21 protein-coding genes, 1 pseudogene, 1 riboswitch and 1 other annotated feature are annotated in these 24,811 nt (G+C 33.0%); of the genes and pseudogenes, 5 read left to right on the top strand and 17 right to left on the bottom strand.

Annotation, left to right across the window (positions count from 1 at the left end; all coding sequences use genetic code 11):
• Positions 1-251 precede the first annotated feature (251 nt).
• The 5 genes from tenA to JFU20_RS28890 all read right to left on the bottom strand — a co-directional run bounded on the left by tenA (position 252) and on the right by JFU20_RS28890 (position 6,061).
• Positions 252-938 (bottom strand): thiaminase II, encoded by a 687-nt coding sequence (tenA, locus tag JFU20_RS28910; protein ID WP_002032475.1) that lies wholly within the window; start codon positions 936-938, stop codon positions 252-254.
• Between the two features lie 124 nt (positions 939-1,062).
• Positions 1,063-1,168: riboswitch (TPP riboswitch) on the bottom strand.
• A 73-nt stretch (positions 1,169-1,241) separates the two neighbouring features.
• Positions 1,242-2,156, bottom strand: a complete 915-nt coding sequence (gene ddlB, locus JFU20_RS28905; protein WP_002013134.1) for a D-alanine--D-alanine ligase — start codon at positions 2,154-2,156, stop codon at positions 1,242-1,244.
• Between the two features lie 4 nt (positions 2,157-2,160).
• Complete coding sequence (gene pdxR, locus JFU20_RS28900) at positions 2,161-3,609, bottom strand: MocR-like pyridoxine biosynthesis transcription factor PdxR (RefSeq protein ID WP_002032478.1); 1,449 nt, start codon at positions 3,607-3,609, stop codon at positions 2,161-2,163.
• A 96-nt stretch (positions 3,610-3,705) separates the two neighbouring features.
• A complete protein-coding gene (locus JFU20_RS28895; protein ID WP_002165683.1) occupies positions 3,706-4,731 on the bottom strand; it encodes a homoserine dehydrogenase in 1,026 nt (341 codons plus the stop codon).
• Positions 4,732-4,819: 88 nt separating this feature from the next.
• Positions 4,820-6,061: an esterase/lipase family protein gene (locus tag JFU20_RS28890; protein ID WP_002085203.1), complete on the bottom strand. Its 1,242-nt coding sequence runs from the start codon at positions 6,059-6,061 to the stop codon at positions 4,820-4,822.
• 279 nt (positions 6,062-6,340) lie between these two features.
• On the opposite strand from JFU20_RS28890, the gene JFU20_RS28885 reads away from it, so the two are divergent.
• Positions 6,341-6,682, top strand: a complete 342-nt coding sequence (locus JFU20_RS28885; protein WP_002165682.1) for a DUF3914 domain-containing protein — start codon at positions 6,341-6,343, stop codon at positions 6,680-6,682.
• Positions 6,683-6,757: 75 nt separating this feature from the next.
• Here the strand turns inward: JFU20_RS28885 and JFU20_RS28880 are convergent, their stop codons facing one another.
• The 6 genes and pseudogenes from JFU20_RS28880 to abc-f form a co-directional block, all read right to left on the bottom strand.
• The gene (locus tag JFU20_RS28880) at positions 6,758-7,429 is read right to left on the bottom strand and encodes a lipoprotein BA_5634 family protein (RefSeq protein ID WP_002165681.1); all 672 of its coding nucleotides are present in this window, start codon (positions 7,427-7,429) and stop codon (positions 6,758-6,760) included.
• A gap of 69 nt (positions 7,430-7,498) precedes the next feature.
• On the bottom strand, positions 7,499-9,430 hold the full coding sequence (locus tag JFU20_RS28875) for an ABC transporter permease (protein WP_078185998.1): 1,932 nt from the start codon (positions 9,428-9,430) through the stop codon (positions 7,499-7,501).
• A pseudogene (locus JFU20_RS28870) lies at positions 9,405-10,174 on the bottom strand (ABC transporter ATP-binding protein). Before JFU20_RS28870 ends, JFU20_RS28875 begins: the two are co-directional and overlap by 26 nt.
• 320 nt (positions 10,175-10,494) lie before the next feature.
• Positions 10,495-10,989 (bottom strand): DUF3267 domain-containing protein, encoded by a 495-nt coding sequence (locus tag JFU20_RS28865; protein WP_002013123.1) that lies wholly within the window; start codon positions 10,987-10,989, stop codon positions 10,495-10,497.
• Positions 10,990-11,422: 433 nt separating this feature from the next.
• A complete protein-coding gene (locus JFU20_RS28860) occupies positions 11,423-12,016 on the bottom strand; it encodes a GNAT family N-acetyltransferase (RefSeq protein WP_002165679.1) in 594 nt (197 codons plus the stop codon).
• 20 nt (positions 12,017-12,036) lie between these two features.
• Positions 12,037-13,665 (bottom strand): ribosomal protection-like ABC-F family protein, encoded by a 1,629-nt coding sequence (abc-f, locus tag JFU20_RS28855; RefSeq protein WP_002136649.1) that lies wholly within the window; start codon positions 13,663-13,665, stop codon positions 12,037-12,039.
• 496 nt (positions 13,666-14,161) lie between these two features.
• Between abc-f and JFU20_RS28850 the strand changes: the two genes are divergently transcribed.
• Positions 14,162-15,151: an aldo/keto reductase family protein gene (locus tag JFU20_RS28850; protein WP_201039202.1), complete on the top strand. Its 990-nt coding sequence runs from the start codon at positions 14,162-14,164 to the stop codon at positions 15,149-15,151.
• A gap of 74 nt (positions 15,152-15,225) precedes the next feature.
• On the opposite strand, the gene JFU20_RS28845 is transcribed toward JFU20_RS28850, so the two are convergent.
• The 4 genes from JFU20_RS28845 to JFU20_RS28830 form a co-directional block, all read right to left on the bottom strand.
• Positions 15,226-16,125 (bottom strand): LysR substrate-binding domain-containing protein, encoded by a 900-nt coding sequence (locus tag JFU20_RS28845; protein ID WP_201039201.1) that lies wholly within the window; start codon positions 16,123-16,125, stop codon positions 15,226-15,228.
• 198 nt (positions 16,126-16,323) lie between these two features.
• Positions 16,324-17,307, bottom strand: a complete 984-nt coding sequence (locus JFU20_RS28840; RefSeq protein ID WP_002142017.1) for a sensor histidine kinase — start codon at positions 17,305-17,307, stop codon at positions 16,324-16,326.
• Entirely contained in the window at positions 17,304-18,011 is a 708-nt protein-coding gene (locus JFU20_RS28835) for a response regulator transcription factor (protein WP_201039200.1), read from the bottom strand. The genes JFU20_RS28840 and JFU20_RS28835 overlap by 4 nt, the downstream gene beginning before the upstream one ends.
• Positions 18,012-18,136: 125 nt before the next feature.
• Entirely contained in the window at positions 18,137-19,051 is a 915-nt protein-coding gene (locus tag JFU20_RS28830; RefSeq protein WP_002165676.1) for an acetamidase/formamidase family protein, read from the bottom strand.
• A 159-nt stretch (positions 19,052-19,210) separates the two neighbouring features.
• On the opposite strand from JFU20_RS28830, the gene JFU20_RS28825 reads away from it, so the two are divergent.
• A complete protein-coding gene (locus JFU20_RS28825) occupies positions 19,211-19,639 on the top strand; it encodes a cell wall hydrolase (RefSeq protein WP_002085180.1) in 429 nt (142 codons plus the stop codon).
• 62 nt (positions 19,640-19,701) lie between these two features.
• On the opposite strand, the gene lysS is transcribed toward JFU20_RS28825, so the two are convergent.
• On the bottom strand, positions 19,702-21,255 hold the full coding sequence (lysS, locus tag JFU20_RS28820) for a lysine--tRNA ligase (RefSeq protein ID WP_201039199.1): 1,554 nt from the start codon (positions 21,253-21,255) through the stop codon (positions 19,702-19,704).
• Positions 21,256-21,332: 77 nt separating this feature from the next.
• Positions 21,333-21,589 (bottom strand) — a binding site (T-box leader).
• A gap of 384 nt (positions 21,590-21,973) precedes the next feature.
• Between lysS and JFU20_RS28815 the strand changes: the two genes are divergently transcribed.
• Positions 21,974-22,678 (top strand): class I SAM-dependent methyltransferase, encoded by a 705-nt coding sequence (locus JFU20_RS28815; RefSeq protein WP_201039198.1) that lies wholly within the window; start codon positions 21,974-21,976, stop codon positions 22,676-22,678.
• Between the two features lie 61 nt (positions 22,679-22,739).
• On the opposite strand, the gene JFU20_RS28810 is transcribed toward JFU20_RS28815, so the two are convergent.
• On the bottom strand, positions 22,740-23,666 hold the full coding sequence (locus JFU20_RS28810; RefSeq protein ID WP_201039197.1) for an NADP-dependent oxidoreductase: 927 nt from the start codon (positions 23,664-23,666) through the stop codon (positions 22,740-22,742).
• A gap of 232 nt (positions 23,667-23,898) precedes the next feature.
• On the opposite strand from JFU20_RS28810, the gene mleBCA reads away from it, so the two are divergent.
• Positions 23,899-24,756 carry a BCA family alpha/beta fold macrolide esterase gene (gene mleBCA / locus JFU20_RS28805; RefSeq protein WP_201039196.1) on the top strand — a complete coding sequence of 286 codons (858 nt, stop codon included), beginning with the start codon at positions 23,899-23,901 and terminating at the stop codon, positions 24,754-24,756.
• Positions 24,757-24,811: the final 55 nt, after the last annotated feature.

Genomic DNA, 24,811 nt, shown 5'->3' with positions numbered 1-24,811 from the left:
TCAAATTTTAACCAAGCACATTAAAGGAAATAGCTAAATTACATTTGGTTATATAAATAAAGCGTTGTTAAAAACAAATTAATATAAAGTAACTATTAACATATAACTACCTCCTTATGGAACTTTATATTATAAAATCATTATAATGAATTATTATATTTTTTATCTATGATTTACAAAAAAATTACAGAAACTAAATATAATAAAAGGTATCGCCTCTTTATATAGCGATACCTTTTATATACTCTTAATTAAATAACACCTTTAACTTCTTCATTCACCGGCCATTTTTCTAATGTATATGCCATTTCCCAAAATGAATATTCATATTGACTACTAAAAATAAAATGTTGTCTCATACGATTACGGTCTGCCTCTGTTACTTTTTCAGCGATCGTATCTAATCGTGTGATTTGCTCTTCAACTAATGTACGGAACCAATCAGATCCATATGCAGAAATCCATTCTTGATAAATTGGCTCTTCTGGTTGACATTCTTTTAATCGTTCACCGATTTCATAATATAACCAATAACAAGGTAAAATAGCCGCAATAATATCTCCTAAATGCCCTTCATAAGCTGCACGATACATATGAGATGTATATGCATATGCAGTTGGCGCAGGAATAAAATTATCTTTTTCTTCTTTTGTAATCCCTAATTTCTTTGCGAAATTCTCATGTAATGATAACTCAGCTTCATACGTATTTTGTGCATGGTGTGCCATACGAGCTGTCGTTTCTAATTCAAGAGCCTTTGCAGCACCTAACGTTTGTACTCTAGCAAAATGACTCAAATAATAAGAATCTTGAAGCACATAATATCGAAAACTAGCTAAATCTAATGTTCCTTCGCCTAGTTTTTTTACAAAAGGATGGTTAAAACTTGCTTCCCAAATTGAATCTACTTCTTTACGTAATGATTGTGAAAAAGTCATTTAAATCCCTCCAAATAATGTAAAAAATATACGTATTTATCCACAATTATTAAAGCTGTAAAATAAAAAAACTTTCTTTACAGGCGTAAAGAAAGTGAAATTGACAGTATTTATTCGTTAAATAGCAACGTCTTTCCCACTTCCCTACGCTGGCATTAACCAGATCAGGTACTAAGAGTCTCAAAATTTCATCTGATCTCAGCCTATAAAAGGCCCCCCTAGTGGATAAATATTTAGTTGTCGTATTGTAATTATCATAGCATAATTCGTGGAACTGTCAAAAGAATTAATTATATAACTACCTTAAAAACCTTCTTCTTTCCTTACTTTTAATGAAGTTTCAATTATCATATCTAATAGTTTGCTATAATTAATTCCCGCTGCTTCCGCACTTTTTGGTAGTAAACTTGATTGTGTCATCCCTGGTAATGTATTAACTTCCATTACATATGGAATTCCTTCCTTCACCATCATATCAACCCTTGCGTAAACACTACATTTTAATGCTTTATAACAAGCCAGTGACGCTTTATTTACACGTTCCTTTATTTCAGCTGGAAGTTCGATAACTTCTTCAACTGTACTAGTATCATCATATTTTGCATTGTAGTCAAAGAACACAGCAGCATGTCGAATCGAAATGATAGGTAACTGTTGCCCATCAAAAATTGAACATGTAATCTCGTCACCTTTTATATACTTCTCAATTACTACTTCAGAATCCCATTCGAATACAGTTTCTAGCATAGAGATTAATTCATTTTTATCATAGACAATCTTAACTCCAACACTTGAGCCGCCAGAGTTTGGTTTTACCACTAACGGAAATCCTAATTTATCTAACTCCTCAAGCTTTAGATCCTCCATTTTTGTAAGTTCAATCCAATCTGGTGTTTCTACTCCTTCATAACGCAAAATCTTTTTTGAAATATTTTTATCCATACATATACCGCTAGATAACATATTACTGCCGCTATATGGAATACCTAAACTCTCAAGCGTCCCTTGAACCGTACCATCTTCTCCGTATTTTCCGTGTAATGCTAGCAATGCAAAATCAATGTCTTTCGCTTTTTCAATTAAATCCATTTTTTCATTTAACGTAATTGGAACGATTTCATATTTACTCTTATCTAAATGTGCAATCATTTCATTCCCAGTCATAATTGATACTTGTTTTTCAGAGGATACTCCTCCCATAATAACGCCAATTCTCATTTTCTCAACTCCAAGTTTCATTTTTTAAAGTTTCACCAATTATTTGAATCCCGCTAACAATTTCCTGTTCTTTCAAACGTGAAAATCCTAATCGGAATGTGTTCGCTCCTCCTCCATCAGAGTAAAAAACATCTCCAGGAGAAAACGTAACTCCTTTCTCATAACACTTTTGTAAAAGTGTGCGGGCTTGAATTTTTTCTTCCAACTCTATAAACAAATGAAGTCCACCGTCTCCAGTCATTCTTTTAAACGGAATGTACTGATTACACGCCCCAACAGCTAACTCATATTTTTTCTTATAAACAGATCTTGCTTTTTTTAAATATTTTTCAAAATATCCTTCATGTAAATATTGAAACAGAACAGCTTGATCTAACGTAGATGTGTGAATGGTTCTGGCTCTTTTAACACTTTCTAAATAATGTATCAGTTCTTTATCTGCAATGATCCAACCTACACGTAAACCAGGGAAAAGTACCTTTGAAAAGCTACTAATATAAATCACATTATTACCAGCCCCTGCAAAAGTTAATAATGGCGATAAATGTGAACCCGAATAACGTAATTCTTCATTAAACCCATCCTCTATAATAGGGATCTTGTATTTTGAAAATAACCTCATCAATTCCGTTCTTTTCTCCGAACTCGTAACAATACCAGTCGGATTATGATAAGAAGGGATTAAATACGCGAAATCAAAATCCTTTTCACGCAAACTTTTTTCTACTTCATTCGTATCAATACCATCATCATTCATATTAATTCCATGAACTTCAAGTCCATGTAAACGAAAAAGCTTCAATGCAGCATGGTGAGTTGGGTTCTCACAAATAACACGCCCTGATTTCTTCGATAAAGAAGATAACACAATATCTAATCCTTCTGTAAATCCATTTGTAATTAGAATATCTTTGTTCGAAATATCTACACCTTTCATTTCCATGTAATGAAGTAAATAATTAATTAACGGTCTATAACCTTTTGCATATCCGTAGTTCAATACGATATCCCCTTCAATGGACATACGAGTAAGAAAAGCTCTTTTGAAATTTTCAACATCAAATAGCTTTTCGTCCGGGGCTATACTATTAAAAACAATCATTCCTTTTTCCCAGCGAACTCCATGCTTCATTAAGTCTAATTCATCCGCTAATGTGGTAACTGTATTAAGTTTATTTTTCCAATCTATTTCAACAGACGAGGTGTTACTTATATCCACCTTCGCAACGAAATTTCCTTTTCCTTTAACTGCATAAATGAGTCCTTCTTGTTCTAAATCCGCATATGCAGAGAGTACTGTATTTCTGCTCACTGATAATAATTCACTCAGTTCCCTTGTTGATGGAATTTTTTGGTCCCCCAACAAATGCCCTTTCATAATCATCTTTTTTAAATAATCCTTTAATTGAATATAAACGGGACGATCTTTTACAACTTTAAAATCTTTAAACAATTTCTTACCCCCTGCAATTATTTTTACATATTTATTTCATTCTCAAAAGGTCCACTACATATGTATTTTTTATTAATAGCGGTACGGTTATAAAGCCTATAAATCATTTCGATATAAATTGATTACATCTTTTAAAGCAGCAGCGGCAGCTCCGCGTGGATTAGAAGCTCCACCAATTGTAGTGACTTGTCCCATTGTATCTGTAAAGAACGTAATTCCTTTTTCCGTGCCATTTATATTTGCTAACGGATGTTCTTTCTCTAAATTACAAGGTTGTACACTAAGGTTTACTTTTCCATTATCATCTTTATATGCTGATGCAATTAATTTAATTGATTTATTTTGTTCCTTTGCATTTTGAATTTGTTGCGTTGTAACGTGCTCTATTCCGTTTATTTTTATATCTTTGAGTGAATAATCGTTTCCCATTAAACTATTCGTCAAAAGTAATAATTTACAAGCGCTATCCATCCCGCTTATATCTAATAACGGGTTAGTCTCCGCAATTCCTTTATTTTGTGCTTCTTGCAATGCTTCTTCAAACGTCTTATATTCTTCATGCATCTTTGTAAGAATATAATTTGTTGTCCCGTTCAATATTCCTTCTATTTTTTCAATATGGCAACCTGCTAAACTTAGTTGTCCAATGTCTAATGTCGGTAACGCAGCGGCAGTTGCACCGCTATATCGAATGCGTGAGCCTGAAATACGTGCTGCTGTATTCAGTTCACTCCAAGCTGTAACAAGTGCACCTTTTGAAATAGCTACTATATCCATTTGATTTTCAATAGCTTGTTTCATATACTGTTTCCCTGGATTTCCATTTTTAAGATTTGTAGCAGTTGATTCAACCAATACAGTACCATTTATATTAATCGTTCCGCGTTCCTCTGGATAATGTTCGATATATTTTTCAATTGCAGCAGAACCATCACCATACGTCAATAAATCATTAATCTGCAAACCTTTTCCGTTATGTATTGCAATATTTCTTCCTATCACTCCACTAACAACTAAGTCAATTCCATATGTTTCATTTATATATAAATATTTTTCGTTTAATAATTTAATAAATTCTTTACCAACTGTCCCATACCCCGATAATACAACTTGAATTTTCATAAGATCACCCCATGTTTTTTTTGCCAAATCCCTCTTTCAATATAATATAAAGCGCCCTCGAATTCCATCGAGAGCGCTTTATTATTATCTATTTCGGTAACCGTGATAATTTTTCTGCAATTGTTCTATAAAACTCTTGAATATTAGAAAAACCTAACGTGTCTGAAACGCTTAATCCTACCATATCAAGATGGTCCCAATTTGCTTTCGTTTCGATATGATTCCATTTTCCAACCTGTAAAGACTCATTATCATTTGCAGCAATATTAGATGAAGGTGCAATCATAGAATTTGTATTTACTACACCGTCATTTTGCCACCAAGAAGTATCTATTAATGTTCGATTCTCTTCATATCTTGCATAGGAACCTAAGAAAAATGCATTCCCCATTAACACTTTATTCATCGTTATATGAGGTAAATGTAAACCTGTTATTGGTGCTGCTTGCGATGCATGTCCACTATAGGATAAGTAATATACATCCGATTGCGTCTTTACCCAATTATTTAACTCCTTTGCTCCATCAGTACTTAAATCCCATTGACTTATATCTTTTGTATTTTCCCAAATTGAACTATTTAAAATACGATCAGTATATTGGAAAAAGGACTCTCCAGTATTCTTTTTTATACCCCATTGATCCAATTTAAAATCATATAATGATAAATTATTGTTTCCACCTAAACTTGCAGCTGTAATGAGTAAATCTTTAACGAACGGCAACAGAAGACTTCCGTCCGCGAGTGTTGTACCGTTATGAGGAGTTGCTAAAGTTGTAACACTATGAACATACGATTTGCCACCTTCAAATAGTGGTGATATCTTTGTATTCGGATGATTTTTCACATAATCTTTTTCTTCATAACTTCCTTCTTTTAATAACTGCACTAATGTTCTTGTCGTTTGTCCACCCATGCTATGCCCAACTAAATGAATTTTATTTGTTTCACTCCAATTCGGTGCAAATCCACTATAAGTTCTACCAAAACGATTATGTCCATGTTTCTCAGCATGTGCCGCACCGTAGTCTACTATTCCACCGTTAATTTGCGCATATAATTCACATGCACGATCCCAGTTACTAGAAACTGGTCCAACAGCTGCAGTATGTACTGTATAACCATTTCTTTTTAAATCTTCTTGTATATCATGAACACCACCCCAATATTTTACCCCTAGCATTTCCTCTCTACCCCATCCAGCAAATCCATTCACTAAAATGATAGGATAATTATTTTGTTGTCTCTCTTCAGCGTATGTTGTTTTCGCTGCGAATGAACAAACAGTCACTAATGCGAAAAAACATACTTTTAAAAATAATTTCCCCATACTTTCTCCCCCTCAATAAAACGTTTACATTTATCTTTGAAAAAAAATACAAACTTAGTTTGCAACTTAAACATAATGTAAAGTATTTTATATACGTTGTATATATAGAAAACATATACAAATGTTGATAAATATTAATTCTAGTAATCATTTACTTTTTATAACACAACTTGTAAATCTGATTATTTGAATTTATAATTAAATATAGTTTCCTCATGTTAAATGGATTTAAAAATCATAAGAAAACTAATTTCATTGCTTGAAAAGGAGGAAAAAAGCATGCAAGTCGGATTAAACATTCATACATTATCTCAACCTTCTAAAATAACCCCATCTAATCTTGAGCATAATACTATCTCTTCTACTAAGCATGAAGATAAGAAATCTAATGATCTAATCAAATTTGATATTCGTACATCTGAACAAGAAATGAAACAAGCGGATCATAAATTTAGCGAATTAGACTTATGGAAAATGCTAAAAGACAAAGGTGTACCTTTATGGATGATTTTAGAAATGTTACAGAAATTTCGTAAAGAAAAGGAATCTCAAAATGGTTCGGTTCAACATTCAAATGCGATTGAAGAAACGAGCGAGACTCGATTAAATGAAGTCATGTAAACTATGTTATCTGAATGGTCTATAACTAAAAAGAGTTCAAGGTTGATAGAAACTTTATCAACCTTGAACTCTTTTTTAAGATTTTTCTTCAATCGTTAAAAACTGAACTGATACTTCTCCCTCAAAATCTTTAATTAGTTTTCTTACTTTTACATTTTCATTAACCAATGTATTATCTGTCGACATTTTAGGTTTTTCGTCACCTAAAGATTTTTTTAATTGAAGAAGATGCATTTTTGTTTCATTTGCTTTTATTTCCTTATATATATTATTTTTGGATACAATCACATACCATTGCGTTGGATAATTACGCTTGTTACCTATCCAAGCGTCACTATTGTATATGACAGGGACCTCTTTTCCTTCTAATTTAATACTTTTCAAAGTCTTTTCGTCTTCTTGTGCAAACAGTAGAGAACCCTCTTTTGGGAATTTCGGTAACGTATTTACAGGCATAAAATTGGAGCCATTATCTCGTTTACGGAAAACTTTAGCTTTAATCAATGCTTGTGCTGTAGACTCATTTAAAATTAATACCTGTCCGTTTCCATAAGTACCTGTTTTCACAGAAAACACTTCTTTTTCTTTCGTAATTTCTTGATAACGATTAATAATTGGTGAAATTTTATTTTCATTTCCAATGATTAATAAACCGTTTGCAGGAAATGGATTCTCCTTTTTAGAACATGCACTAAAACTTATTAATAGTAGTATCGTTAACATAAAAATAGTTAAAGTTCTTTTCATCGCGTTTCCTTTCATCATACAGTTCATTTTTTCCACATACTTTAATGTAGTCTTACAAGCTAATAAACTCTATTGCTCCATAACCTTATAAAGCTTTTGCAGGTAACGCCAACGGGTTATAAAGAAATATAATATTTGTATACATATAAATGAAATTAAAATAACGATAGAGCTATTAATTATAGAAAAATCGACTAATTGCTGTAATGCCGTATAAGCGACTACAGTATGAATCACTGCAACAACAATCGGTAAGAAGAACATTAATAATAACTGTCTCGTTACAATTTTTTTTAATTCTCGTTTACTTAACCCCATTTTCGAAATCATTTTATATTGCTGTTGATCGCGATCCAAATCAGTATATAATCGGAAATAAATAAAACTAGCAGCGAATGTGAAAAAGACGATTCCGACTAAAACACTTGCCATAAGTAATAATCCATTCGTTTGCTTTGCACTTAACAAATCTATAGTTAAAGCCCGAAATTGAAAATTACCTACTCTAGTATCTTTCTCAAATCTACTAATTAATTCGTTTGAAATTCCCTTCGTTTTCATCCAATCGTCTACAACAAATCCGTAAGTACGATATTGACTGTCTTTATTAACTGGGTCACTAGTAAGAGGGATTCCATCATATACCTGATCTTTAACAGCGATATAAATAGTTCTAGAATCATGTGGTAAAACTAAATTTTCTACAGCTTTTTTCACATGAAATGTCTTTGTCCAATCTCCTTGAATGACTTCTATATTCTTTTTATACTCGCCATTTTTAAATTCTTGTTTTTGTGATACGACTCCAGGAATTAATAAAATTTCATCTTCTTTTTCTATTGTTTCTTGTTGATAGCCTAGCGCTTTAGCAAGATCGTTATATTCACTTAACTTCATTACATCTACACCATTTTCCGTGTATATATATGAAGATGAAGCCATTCGATACGGAATATTAGCATCAGAAAGGTGTTTTTTTATAATAGAAAGATTTTTATTTAATACTTTGTCGTTTTCAAAACTTCCATACAAAAATGTATACGGATTTGTCATCCTTACCAAATCCCTATTTCCAATTGCAGCTGTTGTACCAATCGCTGTAAATGCAACTGCTGAAACAATAGATACTATAAAAAACATCGTTGCATTATCTTTCATACGGTAAATTAATTCAGAAAATGTTAATATATTTGTTCTCTTTAAAAAGAAAGATTCTCTCCTTTTCGCAAGGTGCAATATATAAACGCTACACTGTGTATATAAAAAGTACGTTCCTATAATTACTAGGAGCACCCCTATTCCAAGCGTAATAAAATTAGTACTTGGGATAAAGCGAAATACTGAAAAATATCCATACCCTATACTAATTAAAGAAAGTAGCGATAATAAAATTGATGCTTTCGGTTCTGGCTTTGGCTTTTCCTCTGCTTGTATAAGTTCCACAAGTTCTGTTACTTTTATCATTTTAAATGTAACGAGCGAAACAATTAAAAATAATAAAAGAAATGTGATAACTGTTAATAATACGGCCTGCACTGGTATATAAAAAGGCAAACCATTACTAATCATTAATACACTTGCGCTTATCAATAAAACTAGTTTAGAAAATATGAGTCCAATGAGAATTCCTATACAAATTGAGCCAAGTCCAATCAACATATTTTCAATTAATAATAATTTCTTAAGCTGTCTCATTGACATACCTTGCATCATTAATATCCCAAATTCTTTCTTGCGCGTTTTTAAAAATGAACTAACTGAATATAGAATGAAGAAAAATGAAAATACAAAAATCAAGCCTTGCGAAACTGAAAATCCCAATGTACCAAATGCACTTATTGTTGCACTTGTCGATTTCAACTCACCTTGTAAATCAGGATGAAATAATAAAAGAGCATACGTAAAGAAAATCATAATAGAAAATGCACTACTTAAAAAATGAGCTGCATATGTACGCTTATTGCGAAAAATATTATTAAATGCGAACTGACGAAAAGTCATGCCTTTTCCCTCCTAACAAAGAAAGGACATCCATAATCTTTTGATAAAATGCTTGCCTACTTTCACCACAATAAATTTCGTTATATAGTTGACCATCTTTAATAAATATGACTCTGCTGCAAAAACTCGCTGCATACGGATCATGTGTAACTAACATCATCGTAGCTTTTTCTTCTTTATTTAAAGTATCTAGCATCTCCATTACATCATTTGAAGATTTAGAGTCTAAATTCCCTGTTGGTTCATCTGCAAGTAATAATTGCGGCTTATGAACAATTGCACGAGCAATTGCTGTTCTTTGAGCTTGCCCCCTGAAATTTCAAAAGTTCTTTTACTCAATATATCTGTAATATTTAATTTCTCTGCAATTTCTTCAACTCGTTCGTTCATTTCTTGTACAGAAACACCATCTAATGTCATCGGCAATACGATATTTTCCTTTACTGTAAGTGTGCTAAGTAAATTAAATGATTGAAAAACAAATCCTAATTGTTTCCTACGGAATAAAGCCAAATTATCTGATGTCAACTGGAATGGATTTGTACCATTTATTAATATTTCTCCCGATGTTGGAGAGTCGATAGTAGATACCATATTTAATAACGTTGTTTTCCCGCTCCCTGATGGCCCCATAATCCCTATAAATTCACCTTCTTGAATTGATAAATCAATATCTACCAATGCTTTAAAAGGTACTTTCCCTTTATATACTTTACTAATACTTTTTGCATGTAGAATTTCCATTTATATTCTCCCTTCATTTGCACTTCTCACAATATAGTGTAAATGAATTGTTTTATAGCACATATTGATTCATCTTTCATTTATCTTACACGCTTGTAAGATTTCTGAAAAAACTGATAACAAACCTATTTTCAAACTATAATCAATTTATATCTATCTTATAATATTCGCAGGGTAGTATGAAATACAATGCTATTTATTTCTAATCTTTATTATATTAATGAAAAAAGACCGATTGTATTATCGGTCTTTTTACTTTCAAATATTATATTTTTAACTAATTTCTTAAATTGAAATATAATTAAATAATACTTTTAATACTATTTCACTTGATAATATCCTCTGCAAAATACTGAGTTCTTCGGTTTCATTACAATTAAAAATGAATTGTAAATATCTGAGGCGGAAATTATTGCGTTTATCCAACATACAAATAATATGATTGATTTAATATTTCCTGATACATAGAACGACATAAATGCAGGGGCTACCGATAATACAATTATGGGTAAGCTCATAAAGACCCAAAATCTCGCTTTGGATAGGGTTGCATTTGTATTTAGCCAAAAAAATATTCCACTACATGTTAAGCTAATATCACCTTTGTTACTTATGACCAAAATGTGTAGACATTCGTGAATGATGAAGACAAAGATACCTATTATGATTAGATACAATATATTAATATGAGTGAAACCTATTCCAAAGTAATTTGGTATCAGAAAAATGATTATTTGAAGTAGATATACAAACTTCATATAATGCTTTTGATACCAATTATTCTTAATAAACGGAGTCCATTCTGAAAAATCCATACTTATCTGTGGCAAGTGACGAAACCAAATTATGATATGCGTTCCCCTCCCTCATTTAATCTATTTCATAACTTAAAACTTTTAATCCACTAACACTCAACCGTAAGTTTTATATGCAAAACTTCGCTCACCTTCACTTTTGCCGTTCGTTCTTCTATTTGAGATCAAAATGATTCATTTTTAGGATAATTTGAGTAAGAAAGTGGTGTTTTCATAGATAAATGCATTCGACAAAATTATCCAAACCCCTTTTCATATATGATTTTTTATAAAATGATTATCGCATGTACAGCTTAATCCCCTTGTTTTTTGATGAGAAAATCCGGTAAGAAGCCATCCAAATTGTCTCTTTGATATGGTAACAGGTATAATGGAATGTAAAAAAGCTTAGAGTTTTAGCTCTAAGCTTTTTTACATTCCATTATAGATTCTTTTAAAGAGCAATATTTTTTATCCACTCTGATTTGCTTAATAAATAATGATTATATAGTTGGTTTTCTATCGTCTGTTGGCTCAAATAAGTAAATCCACATTTTTCAATAACTTTATTTGATGGTACGTTGTTAATTAAAGCAATTGCGTTGAGGACATCTACATTTGTATTTTTAAACAAATAATCAATTAACCCTTTAGTCGCTTTCGTAGCGTAACCATTGCTTTGATACTCGCTTGAAATAGCATACATTATTTCTCTATTTGGTGAAGGGAGTTCTTCTTTAATGCTTGTGCAGCACCATCCAATAAATTCATTTGTATCTTTATTAAATATTCCTAGCTTTAATATATGATCATCTATGTTAGACGTTTTTGTCACTGCATCAAGAAATGCTTTGTTTGCTGGTATTTCATCATTAATAACCCAGTCAATCCTTTGTTCTTTCGTTGATTTCCAGTCTGGTAAAAACTGTTCTATTTCCGGTTGATTCGATATTTTATAAATACTCTCCGCATCTTTGATAGTAAACTCTTGCAAGTATATATCTCCACAGTCTATTCTAAATAAATTAGTCGAACTCTCTTCTCCCATGTTAATCCCCCTTAATTACATTAAAGCGCCTTAATCTGCTTCGTAAGTTCTATAAATCGTTCATCAAGTTCTTTATATTCTTTATCGTTAGAAGTTAAAAAGCTTAATTTACCTAATACTTCTTGTCTCTCTGTTTCTAATGTTAAACGTAGCTCTTCAATATCATCTCTTGTTTTAATAAGTTCCTCTAGCTGCTTTTGTATCGTATTATTTAAAAACACGAGTTTCGTGTTAGTTGTTTTCTCCAGGAAATATCGATCGTGAGAAACTATAACGAGTGTTCCATTATACTCAGCTAATGTATTTTCAAGCTGTTCACGTGAAGGGAGGTCAAGGTGATTCGTCGGTTCATCTAAAATAAGTACATCTTTTTCATCTAAAATATAAGCCATTAACTTGCATTTTACTCGTTCCCCCATACTCATATGCTCAATCGGTTCTTTCCATTGAGAAGCTTGGAATCCTAAATGTTTCATTAAATTTTGGACTTTTCCTCTTTCTTCAAATGTCTCTTTAAAAAATAAATCTTCTGGTGTTTTATCCAGTGGTAAATCAAATACTTCTTGTGTTAAATAACCGATGTTTGCAGATGGTGAAATCCATACTTCTCCTTGTACAGTTTCCGTTCCCATAATCATCTTCAGTAATGTTGTTTTCCCGCTACCGTTTGGTCCAACAATCGCAACCTTCTCACCGTGCTGGATTGTAAAATTAACGTTTTCAAATAATGTCTTTCCATGAAAGTCTTTTTTTAATTTCTTTACTTCTAAAAAGCGTTTTCCTACTTTTTTATTCGCTTGAATAGAGAACTCCACTGAATACTCTTCTTTCACACGTTCTACTTTCGTTTTCTCCAGCTCTTTTTCGAGACGTTTTCGTTTTGACTTCACTTGCGCATCCATTCGCTTCGCTTTTACACGATAAAACTCTTTAACTCCTTCTTGTTTTGTAGACTGTGCGTGTGCCTTTTGTGACCATGAACTTAATTCTTTTATATGTGTTTCTACTTGTTCTATCTTTTTTTGTTGTTTTTCATATTCACGTTGCTGCGTCATTCTTGTATGCTCACGTGCTTTCATATAACTCGTATAATTACCGCTATGCTCAATTAGTTTCTTTTCCTCAATTGACCATATTTTCGTTGCGACAACATCTAAAAAGTATCGATCATGCGATACAACGATAACTGTACCCTTCATATTTTTTATTTGCTTAATGAGAAATTCCGTACTCATCTCATCTAAATGATTTGTCGGTTCGTCTAATATTAATAAATTAGGATTTTCGGCAAATCCTTTTGCTAGTCGAACTTTCAGCTTTTCACCACCACTTAAAGTAAGAAAATCGTTCGTTGGCACGCCCCATTTCGCAAGAAGTTCTGCTTCTTTTGCAATCATATCATTACTAATAAAAGATTCTATTTCTTGTTCAACATATGCCGTTGTCATATTCATTTGCTGCCATTCAACAATCCCTTTTGATGGCTCAATCTTCCCATTTATTAATTGAAGTAACGTTGATTTACCGGCACCGTTTTTACCAATTAATCCGATAACATCCCCTTGTTTTACTGTAACATTCATTTTCTCTAACAAAGTATTTTCCTTTATCTCAACATAAACATCATTTAATTTTAAAATTTCTTTCATATTACCGATCCCTTTCATTAAGGGAGAACAAAAAAATCCTCCCAAATTAATTTGGCAGGATTAGTCGTTAACATATTTATACCCAAATAAGCTATTACGCATAATAAATAGCAATACCGTTGAATGGAATTGGGCAGACTAATCCTATTTTTTACAAATTGAAATTTATTTAATTTCAATTTGTAAAAATAAGATTAGTTAATCATCGTCCACCCATCATTCCTTTCCGTCGTTAGTAACCATATTGTACCATAGTGGTATTGTATGCGTAAATATTATTATATGTACTGCAAAAAAATTTCCCCTCTTTGCACTTCATATCAATAAAGCACAAACTACATTTTCAAGTTCTTCTTGCTTTAGATTTCCCAATCTATAAACTTCTATATACTCCTCCTTATATAATTTTTATATAAATTTATCATTAATTATATATTATACATATTACATTTCAGTTCTTATAATAAAGATATCATTTTAAAAGGAGGATACTACAATGGAATTTAGTAAACTAGGAAACAGTGGATTAACAGTAAGTAAGATTGCATACGGGAACTGGATTAACCATGGTGGAAAAGTAAATGAAGATACTGCAAATGATTGTGTAAAAGCCGCACTAGATGTCGGAATTACTACGTTCGATACTGCTGATGTCTATTCGGACACTATAGCCGAAGAAGTACTTGGCCGGTCTTTGAAAGGTATACGCCGAGAAAGCATAGAACTATGTACAAAAGTATGCCATCCGACCGGACCTGGAAAAAATGATCGTGGATTATCGAGAAAACATATTATAGAAAATTGCAATGCATCGTTACAGCGGTTGCAGACAGACTACATTGATGTCTATTATGCACATAGATTTGACTCAACAACTCCTCTTGAGGAAACGATGTTAGCTTTTGCTGATCTTGTAAGACAAGGTAAAGTCCTTTACTTAGGCGTAAGTGAATGGACATCAGAACAAATTACCCGCGGTGCAGCACTTGCACGAGAATTGAACATTCCACTTATCGCTAGCCAACCTCAATATTCGATGTTGTGGCGAGTTATTGAAACTGATGTAATACCAACATGTCAACGTGAGGGGCTTGGTCAAGTTGTTTGGTCTCCCCTTGCACAAGGTATTCTCTCAGGAAAATATCAACCTGGTAAACCCTTGCCGACTCAATCACGTGCTAATTCAGATGCTGGCAAACCATTTTTCCACAAACTCGTACAACGTTGGATGAGTGATGATGTACTCACTGCAATTCAGAAACTCAATCCCATCGCACAAGAAACTAATCTTACCCTACCACAACTCGCAGTTGCTTGGGTACTACAAAATCCAGCTGTTTCCTCTGCAATTATTGGCGCATCAAATCCGGAGCAAATAAGAGAAAACGTAATTGCATCTAGTGTTAAATTACAACCTGAAATTATGGATCAAATTGATGGTGTACTAAAAGGTTTCATTGAGTACGATCCGAGCAAAACTGGTTAAAACATCAGTGAATCCTCCCTATAAAGAAGCTTTCCTTTCCAAATCCACACTGCCCATCCTATAAAGATGGGCTTTTATCTTTTACATTCAAATTGTGAAGTCATATAAACCTCTCTAACAACTGTTAAAAAGTTCTCTAACACAACAGACTTTTCATCTAGTCTCCATCCAGCATATAAATTTATTTTCGGGGTATTTTCTTGAATTTCTTTATATATGACTCCCGATTTTTTATAACTTTCCACTGATGATGGAACGACAGAAATCCCCATTCCTGCTGCAACTAAATTCACAATCGTTTGCATTTGAATCGCTTCTTGAACAATATTTAAGCTGACTCCATGCTCCCAAAAGTAACTAATAATTAAATCATAAAAGTTTGTACCGAAATGACGGGGAAATAAAATAAATGGTTCATCAATTAATGATTTGATTGATATGTTAGGTAACGAAACTAAAGGATGATCTTCATGCAAAACCAATATTAAACATTCCTCAGAACAAACTTCGGAAACTAATATTTCATTATTCTGATTGGAACGAATAAATCCAATATGAATTTGTTTTTCATAGAGCGCTTTTATTTGCTGGTCTGTTGTCATCTCGCGTAATATGAGCTGAATTTTAGGAAACCGTTCTCGAAATGTTTTTAATATGTCTATAACGGTTTCTGTAGAATCGACAAAACCGATGATTAAATGTCCTATCTTCCCTTCATCCGCAAGCTGTGTTTCTTTAATAGTTCTATCTACTTGAAGCAACGTTTGCCGCACACCTTCTAAAAATATTTTCCCTGCACTGGTTAGTTCAACCATTCTTTTTGTTCGATGAAAAAGTTGAACGCCCAATTCATCTTCTAATTTACGAATTTCTTGGCTTAAAGGAGGTTGTGCCATCCTAAGCCGTTCTGCTGCACGACTAAAGTTTAATTCTTCTGCCACCGTTATGAAATATCTCATTTTTCGAATATCCATTTCAATCCTCCAGTCATTATCAATTACCCAAAAAGCACTTTTATTACTAAAAAGCATGTGTATGACTAGTTGTTCTTTTTTCTTTTCAGTTGAGTTTATCTTCTCTTATGTAAATAATTTTACATTCTCAAATTGTATCAGTATTACAAAAAAAGGCTAAAAAACTTATCTTAAAAGTTCTTTAGCCTGAATCACTTTTTACACATTAAAAAATATTATTCGTACAACGGTACCTTTACCAACCTCTGAATGGATTCCTACACTATGTCCTAATTGTTTCGTAATTTCATATACAAGATAGAGCCCCATTCCAGTTGATTCTTTAAAATCTCTACCGTTTTCTCCTGTAAAGAAAGGTTTGAATACTCTTGGTAAATCTTGCTTCGGTATCCCTACGCCACTATCGGTAATTTCAAGTACAACTGTATTACCTTCCTTACGTGCTTTCACTTTAATCTTTTCTCTACTACCTGATGAATATTTAATCGCATTCGATATTATTTGTCCAATTAAAAATTGTAACCACTTCGCATCACTTTCTACAGTAATACTCTTATCAATTTCAAGCTCTGGGTATACAAAATTCCGAATAAAAAAGCGTTTATGTTCATGCACGGAATCATTCACTATTTTATGTAGTTGTACTCTTTCTACATAAAAATCTTGTGTAAATGCTTCTAAACGTGCGACATACAGTGCCATCTCTAACCCCTTTTTCAACCTATCTGTTTCCTCATTAATACTTTCAAAACGTGAATCCACTTCATCTTGTGTAATTAATTCTATTACAGATAAAGGTGTTTTCATTTGATGAATCCACTGATTCATAAAGGTTAAATGATCATTATTTTTCCTCTCTTGTAACTGGAGCTGATTTTGATAATGTCGATATTGTACTTCGAGCAAATCTTGGAGAGCAGTAGATAAAACTGCAAAATCAGATTTTTGAACAGATTCATCCAAAGATTGCAACGGATTTGCTAAACGTTCATAAAAAGATCGATGTGTAAAATAACGAAATACTAAATAACTCACCATAAAAAAAGCACCTAAAAACATTGCATATAATGCCGTTGAAATATGATTATGCCCATCAAACCAATAAACTAAGAATATGGCTAGTAGTTGGATCGCAGTAAAACAAATAAGTGGTATATGATCACGTATAAATAGCCTTATCATTTTTCCATACCATTATCCCAAGTAATATGTAATCTATATCCAACACTACGAATTGTTTCAATTGCTCCTTCAATTTGTAACGTTTTTAACTTTTTACGCACACGTGTTGTATTTACACTTAATGTATTATCATCAACATAGGATTCACTATCCCATAATTTATTTAATAATACTTCCCTACTCACAACACGCGGATAGTTTTTCATTAACATCTCTAATAAAATGGCTTCGTTTCTCGTTATATCAACCTCTTGGTTCCTAAGTTTTAATACAAGTCTTTCGGGATATAAACTAAGACCTTGTTGCTCAACCATTCGTTCTTCTAGTTTCGGTGCATAGTCTCCATAAGCACGTCTTAAATGACTACGAATTTTCGCCATTACAACTTCATAATGAAACGGCTTCGGAATAAAATCATCGCCACCATTTTCTAACGCCATAACTTGATCCATCGTACCTTCACGAGCCGAAATAAATAAAATTGGACATGTGGAAACCCCGCGAATTTGACGACACCAATAGTAACCATCAAAACTTGGTAAATTAATATCTAATAACACTAACTCCGGTTGTTCTTCTAAAAATATGTCTAACACATTTTGAAAATTCGTTACAATAATTCCTTGGTAACCGTATTTCGCAACATATGTTGATAATAACTCCGCAATTTTCATATCATCTTCAACAATCATAATTTTAACCATCTCTGAACTCCTTTTTGATCCACAATCTCAAATATACTTATATAAATAAATACTACCTCTTTTCACAAAATCCGTAAAATAGAAAAAGGATACTTTTATGCAAAAGTATCCTTTTTCTATTTTTCTTATTTAATATGAAATTCACTTAGAGAAAATCCTAACTTCTCCACATATTCCCTTCCTAGTTCCATCCGCGCCGTTTTTAGTGGATCCACAACTTGGCAAATTTTTAAGTTACCTGCTGCTGATAATAAAAGAGTTGCATCAGCTTTAGACATTTCTAATTCTTCATGTAAAAATGTCACCAGATTACGTACAGCACGATTCGCTGCATCATCTAGCAATTTCTCTGAAGCAATCGTCATTATTTTTTCTTTTTGAATAGCCAATGGTAATGGCCATTTCTTTCCTTTTATAGTCTGAACAGTTACAGTTACCTCACCAGCAACCTCTACTCCACTAACACCAATTTCACCATCACCCATCGCAGCGTGTAAATCGCCTAATGCTAAAAGAGCACCAGGAACATTTACAGGTAATAATAACGTTGTACCTTCTTTGATTTCTTTACAATCCATATTCCCGCCGTGATCATGCGGTGTACCACATGAAATACTCTCTTCTTTCGGTGCAGTACCAATCACACCAATCATTGGATTAATTGGAATTTGCAGTTTATTTGAAAATGAAACATGTCCATTATGTATTGGGACAATTTTTACTGTATTTTCATTTAGCTCATCACCCATTACACCTAGGTTCGCACCTGTAGTTAAAACACCCTGCTCTGCAATTTTAATCTTTTCAATCGTTACGACTAATATATCACCAGGTTCTGCACCTTTAATATGTACAGGTCCGGTCGCTGGATTTATTCGATTCCAATCTAATTCTTGAAACACAACATCTTCAGAATCAATTTGATTTTCAAAGCAATCATATGTTTCAAATACAAGACGGCTCCCAATTTCTACTTCAATACATGGATTATTTTCTGGTGACATTGCGTAAATGATATGTTCTTTATGTATACGATGCATAGTACCTCTCCTTTTTCGTTTTTATCTTCTATATAATAATTAGCTTTTATCTGTATAAGCTCCTTTTTAAAATCAGTAGTTATTTTCAAGAAAAATGCACTTAGCTCATTTTGAAACATACACTCTTTACTATAACAGGTAAAGAAAGGTGATATTACAATGCCCCTTATTCCATACAACGAAAGTGACGTTGATTTACTAGCTCGTTTAATTCGAGCTGAAGCTGAAGGTGAAGGACGACAAGGTGAACAACTTGTTGGCTGTGTTGTCGTAAATCGTGTGTTTTGTGATTGTTTAGATTTTAAACAACTTCGATCTGTGCGTGATGCAGTATATCAAAGCCCTGGCGGGTTCGAAGCAGTGCAATTCGGATATTTTTACCAACGCGCCCGTGAATCAGAAAAAGAAATCGCAAGAAAAGTTTTACAAGGTGAATGGCGCTGGCCAGCAAGATGGGCTCTTTGGTATTTCCGTCCAGTTGGAGCTTGTCCGCCCGAATGGTATAATCAGCCGTTTGCAGGACAATTTAAAAGCCATTGCTTTTACGAGCCTAGTGGCGATGAATGTCCAAAAATGTATTCAAGATAGTAAAAATTAAACAACGGAAGTACTTATTCTATTGAGTACTTCCGTTGTTTTGTAACTGTATTTTAGAAATCTAATAATGTGACGAATTTTCTTGTGCCTACCACATGTATTAATAATGGTATACGTGGACCACTTGATTGATTCATAATGAGCCTATATAAAATGGTAAATAATTGTTTTTGATTTTCTTTCATTATTTTTTTATTTTCATGATGACAAATCGTATACAATTGCTCCATTAGTTTAGAATGATCGTTATTAGAACGAATTATTTTACAAACTTCTACTAGCCATTTTTTCTGCCGTTCATCTAATGTGTTATAAAACTCCGTATTTTTCTCTTTATTTACCGCAATTAATTTTTTAGATTGAAAGTTTCTTATCCAATACTCAGCACGATTACTTATCGCTATCATTTCAGGTAATGCAAAACTCCTATCTATTTTTCCTAATATATCTTGTAAAACTGATGAATCAAAATTTAATAATGGTAAAGTCCCTGCTACTTGATTAAACTTTGGATACTCTTTAAATCGGCTATCAAGTTTAGAAAGTTTAATTGCATCAAATAAATCTTCATTTTTGAGTGTTTTATTTTCATAACTATCCTTCAATCTCTCATACTCTGTATAATTGCGAATCACATCTTCATCAAGTCCAATATGAAAAGCTGCGCCGGGCCTATATTTTGCAAACATAAAAAGAATTACTTCTGGTACATACACTTTTAATAAGTCGCTAGGTGTAATACTATTCCCTGAAGAACTGGACATTTTTTCATGATGCCCTTTAATTCCAATGAAATCATAAGCAACATATTGAGGGGCTTCACAATTGAATATTTTCCTTGCAATTTCTTTTGATACATTATAACTACCGGTTTCCGATGAATGATCTCTTCCGCCCGGTTCGAAAATAACATCCTCTATCATCCATCTCATCGGCCAATCGATTTTCCAATTCAGTTTCATTTGACTTGTATTTAATACGGATAATTTATTTTGATTTCCACATTCACAGTCATACCGAACTGTTTTTAATACTTCATCAAAATGTGTAATAGTTGTTGCATCTTTCCCGCAGCTCTCACAATATAACGTAACGGGATAAAAGTTTTCTCTATCTTCTTCTCGGTGTATTCCTGTTTTAAAACCCATTAAAATATCATATATTTCTTTTCTTTGATACATAGACTCTAATATGTTTTCGTTATACCTTCCGCTTCTATATTCAGCATGTTGATATATGAATTCCACTTCAATCCCAAATGTTTGGAGCGATTTCTCAAACTCTTTTTCAAAATGCTCTGCGTACGAGTTATGACACCCATACGGATCAGGAATATCACAGTATGGCATACCAATATATTTTTCAAAAGATGGATCAATATTTTTAGGAACTTTTCTAAACCTGTCATAATCATCCCATGAAAAGATAAAACGAGTCTTTTTCCCTAAATCTTGTAGAGCCCTTACAACGAAATAAGTCGTTACTATTTCACGGAAGTTCCCAATATGAACAGAACCAGATGGACTAATTCCAGCTGCACAAACAAAAGTTTCTTTGTTTGGATGTTTTCTAATTAATTCATGTGCTACTTCATACGCCCAATGCATATGCCACTCACCTCAATTGTATTTTCACATTTTCAGTTTTATACAACAAAAAAACTCCCACCCCCAAGATTATTCATCTTGAGGACGAGAGTTATTAGCTTCGCGGTACCACCTCAGTTTGTTAATACGTCACCATATTAACCTTTTCAGGTACGGCAAAATATGCTTATACCCTATCTCTATAACGGGAGAACCCGTCGCACCATCCCTAAATTAATTAGTTCCTTGCGCAGCTCCAAGTCTTTTTTCATTAAGATGTATACCGCTCTTTCTCAGCTACCAGAGCTCTCTGTACGTATTCTTTCTTAACTACTCTTCTCTTCAATGCCATTTTGAATATTAGTTTTTACATATGATAATTTATAACGTATATATTGTCAAATTTTTCTGAATGAAAATTAATAACACATATTTTCTCTATCTAAAAAATGCATTATTCCTTCAAGTTGAATGTTGTGACTACATCATCACACCATTATGTCACTTTCGGTTTCTCTTTAAATCGCTTATACTTTTCACTCCCTTCATATACTCGCAATACATTTTCACATAAAACATCATATACTTCTTCCTCCTCATAGTTATATGCTATTTTCGAGCAATGTGAGAAGGCTTTCGTTTTTTCACAGTACATCTTTTTTATGCCAATCCAATAAAAGGTTTACCTATATTTTTATCGAACTTTATATGTATCTTTAATGAATTGAGGTCAATCACTATGAACAGAATCGATTACATAAGACAAGAAGAGAAAAAATATCACGATCTTTGCTATGAACAATATAAATTATTCGAAGCAGGATCTTGGCTGTATAAACCTGTTAAAACAGTTATGGGCATGCTGAACTATTTTGAAGGACAGAAAGACCTACAAATACTTGACCTTGGCTCTGGTGTCGGTAGAAACAGTATTCCGATTGCACAAAAAATTATGAATAGTGGCGGCACTGTTACTTGTGTTGATCTACTTGATTCGGCTTTAATGAAGTTACAAGTTTATAGCAAAGAATATGGTGTATTTGAATACATAAAAACGGAACAAGCAGCAATTGAAGACTACTATATTGCTCCTAATACTTATGACTACATCGTTGCAGTATCAAGTTTAGAACATGTTAGATCAATAGACGATTTTAAAAAAGTGCTTCACACTATGAAAAATGGGACAAAGAGTGGCGGTATCAATTGTTTAATAGTTAACTCTAACATTCAAGAAATAGATTTAGAAACAGGAGAAGAATTAGATGCTTTAATTGAAATTAGCCTTTCTACGGAAGAAATGATACGTACACTAAAAGGTGTTTATACCGAATGGAAAGAAGTAAAAGTTGAAATAAAAAATTTAGCGTATGATATTGTACGAAACGGTAAACACATTCAATTAAATACGAATGCGATTACTTTTGTCATGCGAAAATTGTAGTTTATATGAGTGGTGACAATTTTTATTTTTTATAGTCACCACTCGTATATTTATGTAAATATCATTCCATCGTAATTACAATTTTCCCTCTAACATGCTGACTTTCACTTAAAATATGAGCTTCTCTAACTCCTTGTTCACTAAACGGAACAACCTTACTAATAATCGGTTTTATCTTTTCATCCTGGATCAAACTAGTTAATTCTTCTAATTGCTTCCCGCTTGGTTTCAACCATAAAAACCCTGATTTTATGCCCTTTACTTCATGACGTGGTTCATGAACGATAGAAACTAGAACACCACCAGATTTAATAATTTGAAAACTTTTTTCTTGTACTTCTCCGCCGATTGTATCTAACACAATATCATAATCTGATAGTAGCTCTTCAAATTTATCTTTTTTATAATCAATAACAAGGTCAGCTCCTAAATACTTTAAAAACTCTTCATTTTTACTACTTGCAGTTGTTGCGACAAAGGCCCCAAATGATTTTGCGATTTGAATTGCAAAACTCCCTACTCCGCCCGCTCCAGCATGAATTAATACTCGGTCATTTTCTTTTATTTGCGCGTAATCAACAAGACTTTGCCAAGCTGTAAGTCCTGCAAGAGGTATAGATGCTGCTTCTTCAAAATTAAGATTATTAGGCATTTGCGCTACTAAATTTGATTTCACTGTAATGTATTCAGAATAAGAACCTTTCCCTGTATTTTCAGGTTTCGTAAACACTTTATCTCCTATTTTAAAATGATTCACATCTTCTCCAACTTCTTCAACTATTCCAGCAACATCTAAACCTAATGTAATTGGAAATGAAAATTGCAGCTTTTCTTGTAATTCTCCCTTTCTTATTTTCCAATCAACAGGATTGACAGATGTTGCGTGTATGCGTATTAATACTTCATTACATTTAATAATCGGCTTTGGAACTTGTCTTTCTTGTAATTCTTCAACACTACCATATTGATTAATAACAATTGCTTTCATTTCCTCTCCTCCTTGCTGTTTATTTTAATAACAAACAATTATTTTTCAAAATTTTCCGCCTTGAATGACCATAAATATGTTTGGAGGTGATATTTATTTCTACTAATTAAGCATCATGAGTGCAAAAAACATTTATTTCACTTAAATACAATCTAATTTACGCCTAAGAAACACCCAAAGTTATATTTCTCTTTATTTATTAATGACCTTTAAATGAAACGGAGAGTGTGCTATGAGTGAACAAGTTTTCAAAGTAAACGGTATTGATATATGTACAGAAAGCTTTGGCAATCCTAATAACCCAGCAATATTATTAATTATGGGAGCTACGTGTTCAATGGTTTATTGGGATGAAGAATTTTGTGAAAGGTTGGCTAGCACAGGAATGTTTGTCATTCGCTATGATAACCGTGATGTTGGGCGTTCTGTTACATATGAGCCTGGGACTTCCAATTACACTGTAGCAGATATGGCTGAAGATGCAATCGGAGTACTCGATGCGTATCATATTGACAAGGCACACCTTTTTGGCATGTCATTAGGAGGTATGATTGCTCAAATTGCTGCAGTAAAACACCCAGAAAGAATTTTGACCTTAACATTACTAGCAACAAGCGTTATTGGATCTGATAACAATACTCGTGATTTGCCTCCAATGGATGAAAGAATTTTGACACATCATGCTAATGGTGCAAATTTAGATTGGACAAATAAAGATGTTATAGCGAAATATTTAATTACAGGATCACGTCTACTCTGTGGATCAAAGCGTATATTTGATGAAGCAAGAACTTTAAAACAAGTAAAGCAAGAAATAGAACGTGCTAACAATCTATTAAGTATGTTTAATCACGCCCTCCTTACAGGTGATGATTCTTATGAAGGTATACTAAAGTCGTTACTAGTACCTACTTTAGTAATTCATGGTACGGACGATACAGCTCTTCCACTTGAACATGGACTCGCACTTATTGATGAAATTCCGAACTCAAAGCTATTATCCCTTGAAGGTACAGGGCACGAGATTCATCCCGATGACTGGGATAAAATTATTAAAGCAGTTTCAGAACATATATCCTGTATAAGATAAGAACAACTATTAGAAGGGGCACAAATTGTTTTGCCCCTTCTATTTATCCCGCTAT

The sequence above is a fragment of the Bacillus sp. TH30 genome, assembly GCF_016650875.1.
In the GTDB taxonomy this organism is placed as follows: domain Bacteria; phylum Bacillota; class Bacilli; order Bacillales; family Bacillaceae_G; genus Bacillus_A; species Bacillus_A mycoides.
This window is presented reverse-complemented; position numbering and strand designations above follow the sequence as displayed.

Excerpts from the sequence above, each read along its gene's own strand:
- tenA (WP_002032475.1), bottom strand. The coding sequence starts at position 938 with ATGACTTTTTCACAATCATTACGTAAAGAAGTAGATTCAATTTGGGAA.
- ddlB (WP_002013134.1), bottom strand. The coding sequence starts at position 2,156 with ATGAGAATTGGCGTTATTATGGGAGGAGTATCCTCTGAAAAACAAGTA.
- JFU20_RS28895 (WP_002165683.1), bottom strand. The coding sequence starts at position 4,731 with ATGAAAATTCAAGTTGTATTATCGGGGTATGGGACAGTTGGTAAAGAA.
- JFU20_RS28890 (WP_002085203.1), bottom strand. The coding sequence starts at position 6,061 with ATGGGGAAATTATTTTTAAAAGTATGTTTTTTCGCATTAGTGACTGTT.
- JFU20_RS28885 (WP_002165682.1), top strand. The coding sequence starts at position 6,341 with ATGCAAGTCGGATTAAACATTCATACATTATCTCAACCTTCTAAAATA.
- JFU20_RS28880 (WP_002165681.1), bottom strand. The coding sequence starts at position 7,429 with ATGAAAAGAACTTTAACTATTTTTATGTTAACGATACTACTATTAATA.
- JFU20_RS28875 (WP_078185998.1), bottom strand. The coding sequence starts at position 9,430 with ATGACTTTTCGTCAGTTCGCATTTAATAATATTTTTCGCAATAAGCGT.
- JFU20_RS28865 (WP_002013123.1), bottom strand. The coding sequence starts at position 10,989 with ATGGATTTTTCAGAATGGACTCCGTTTATTAAGAATAATTGGTATCAA.
- JFU20_RS28860 (WP_002165679.1), bottom strand. The coding sequence starts at position 12,016 with ATGGGAGAAGAGAGTTCGACTAATTTATTTAGAATAGACTGTGGAGAT.
- abc-f (WP_002136649.1), bottom strand. The coding sequence starts at position 13,665 with ATGAAAGAAATTTTAAAATTAAATGATGTTTATGTTGAGATAAAGGAA.
- JFU20_RS28850 (WP_201039202.1), top strand. The coding sequence starts at position 14,162 with ATGGAATTTAGTAAACTAGGAAACAGTGGATTAACAGTAAGTAAGATT.
- JFU20_RS28845 (WP_201039201.1), bottom strand. The coding sequence starts at position 16,125 with ATGGATATTCGAAAAATGAGATATTTCATAACGGTGGCAGAAGAATTA.
- JFU20_RS28840 (WP_002142017.1), bottom strand. The coding sequence starts at position 17,307 with ATGATAAGGCTATTTATACGTGATCATATACCACTTATTTGTTTTACT.
- JFU20_RS28835 (WP_201039200.1), bottom strand. The coding sequence starts at position 18,011 with ATGGTTAAAATTATGATTGTTGAAGATGATATGAAAATTGCGGAGTTA.
- JFU20_RS28830 (WP_002165676.1), bottom strand. The coding sequence starts at position 19,051 with ATGCATCGTATACATAAAGAACATATCATTTACGCAATGTCACCAGAA.
- JFU20_RS28825 (WP_002085180.1), top strand. The coding sequence starts at position 19,211 with ATGCCCCTTATTCCATACAACGAAAGTGACGTTGATTTACTAGCTCGT.
- lysS (WP_201039199.1), bottom strand. The coding sequence starts at position 21,255 with ATGCATTGGGCGTATGAAGTAGCACATGAATTAATTAGAAAACATCCA.
- JFU20_RS28815 (WP_201039198.1), top strand. The coding sequence starts at position 21,974 with ATGAACAGAATCGATTACATAAGACAAGAAGAGAAAAAATATCACGAT.
- JFU20_RS28810 (WP_201039197.1), bottom strand. The coding sequence starts at position 23,666 with ATGAAAGCAATTGTTATTAATCAATATGGTAGTGTTGAAGAATTACAA.
- mleBCA (WP_201039196.1), top strand. The coding sequence starts at position 23,899 with ATGAGTGAACAAGTTTTCAAAGTAAACGGTATTGATATATGTACAGAA.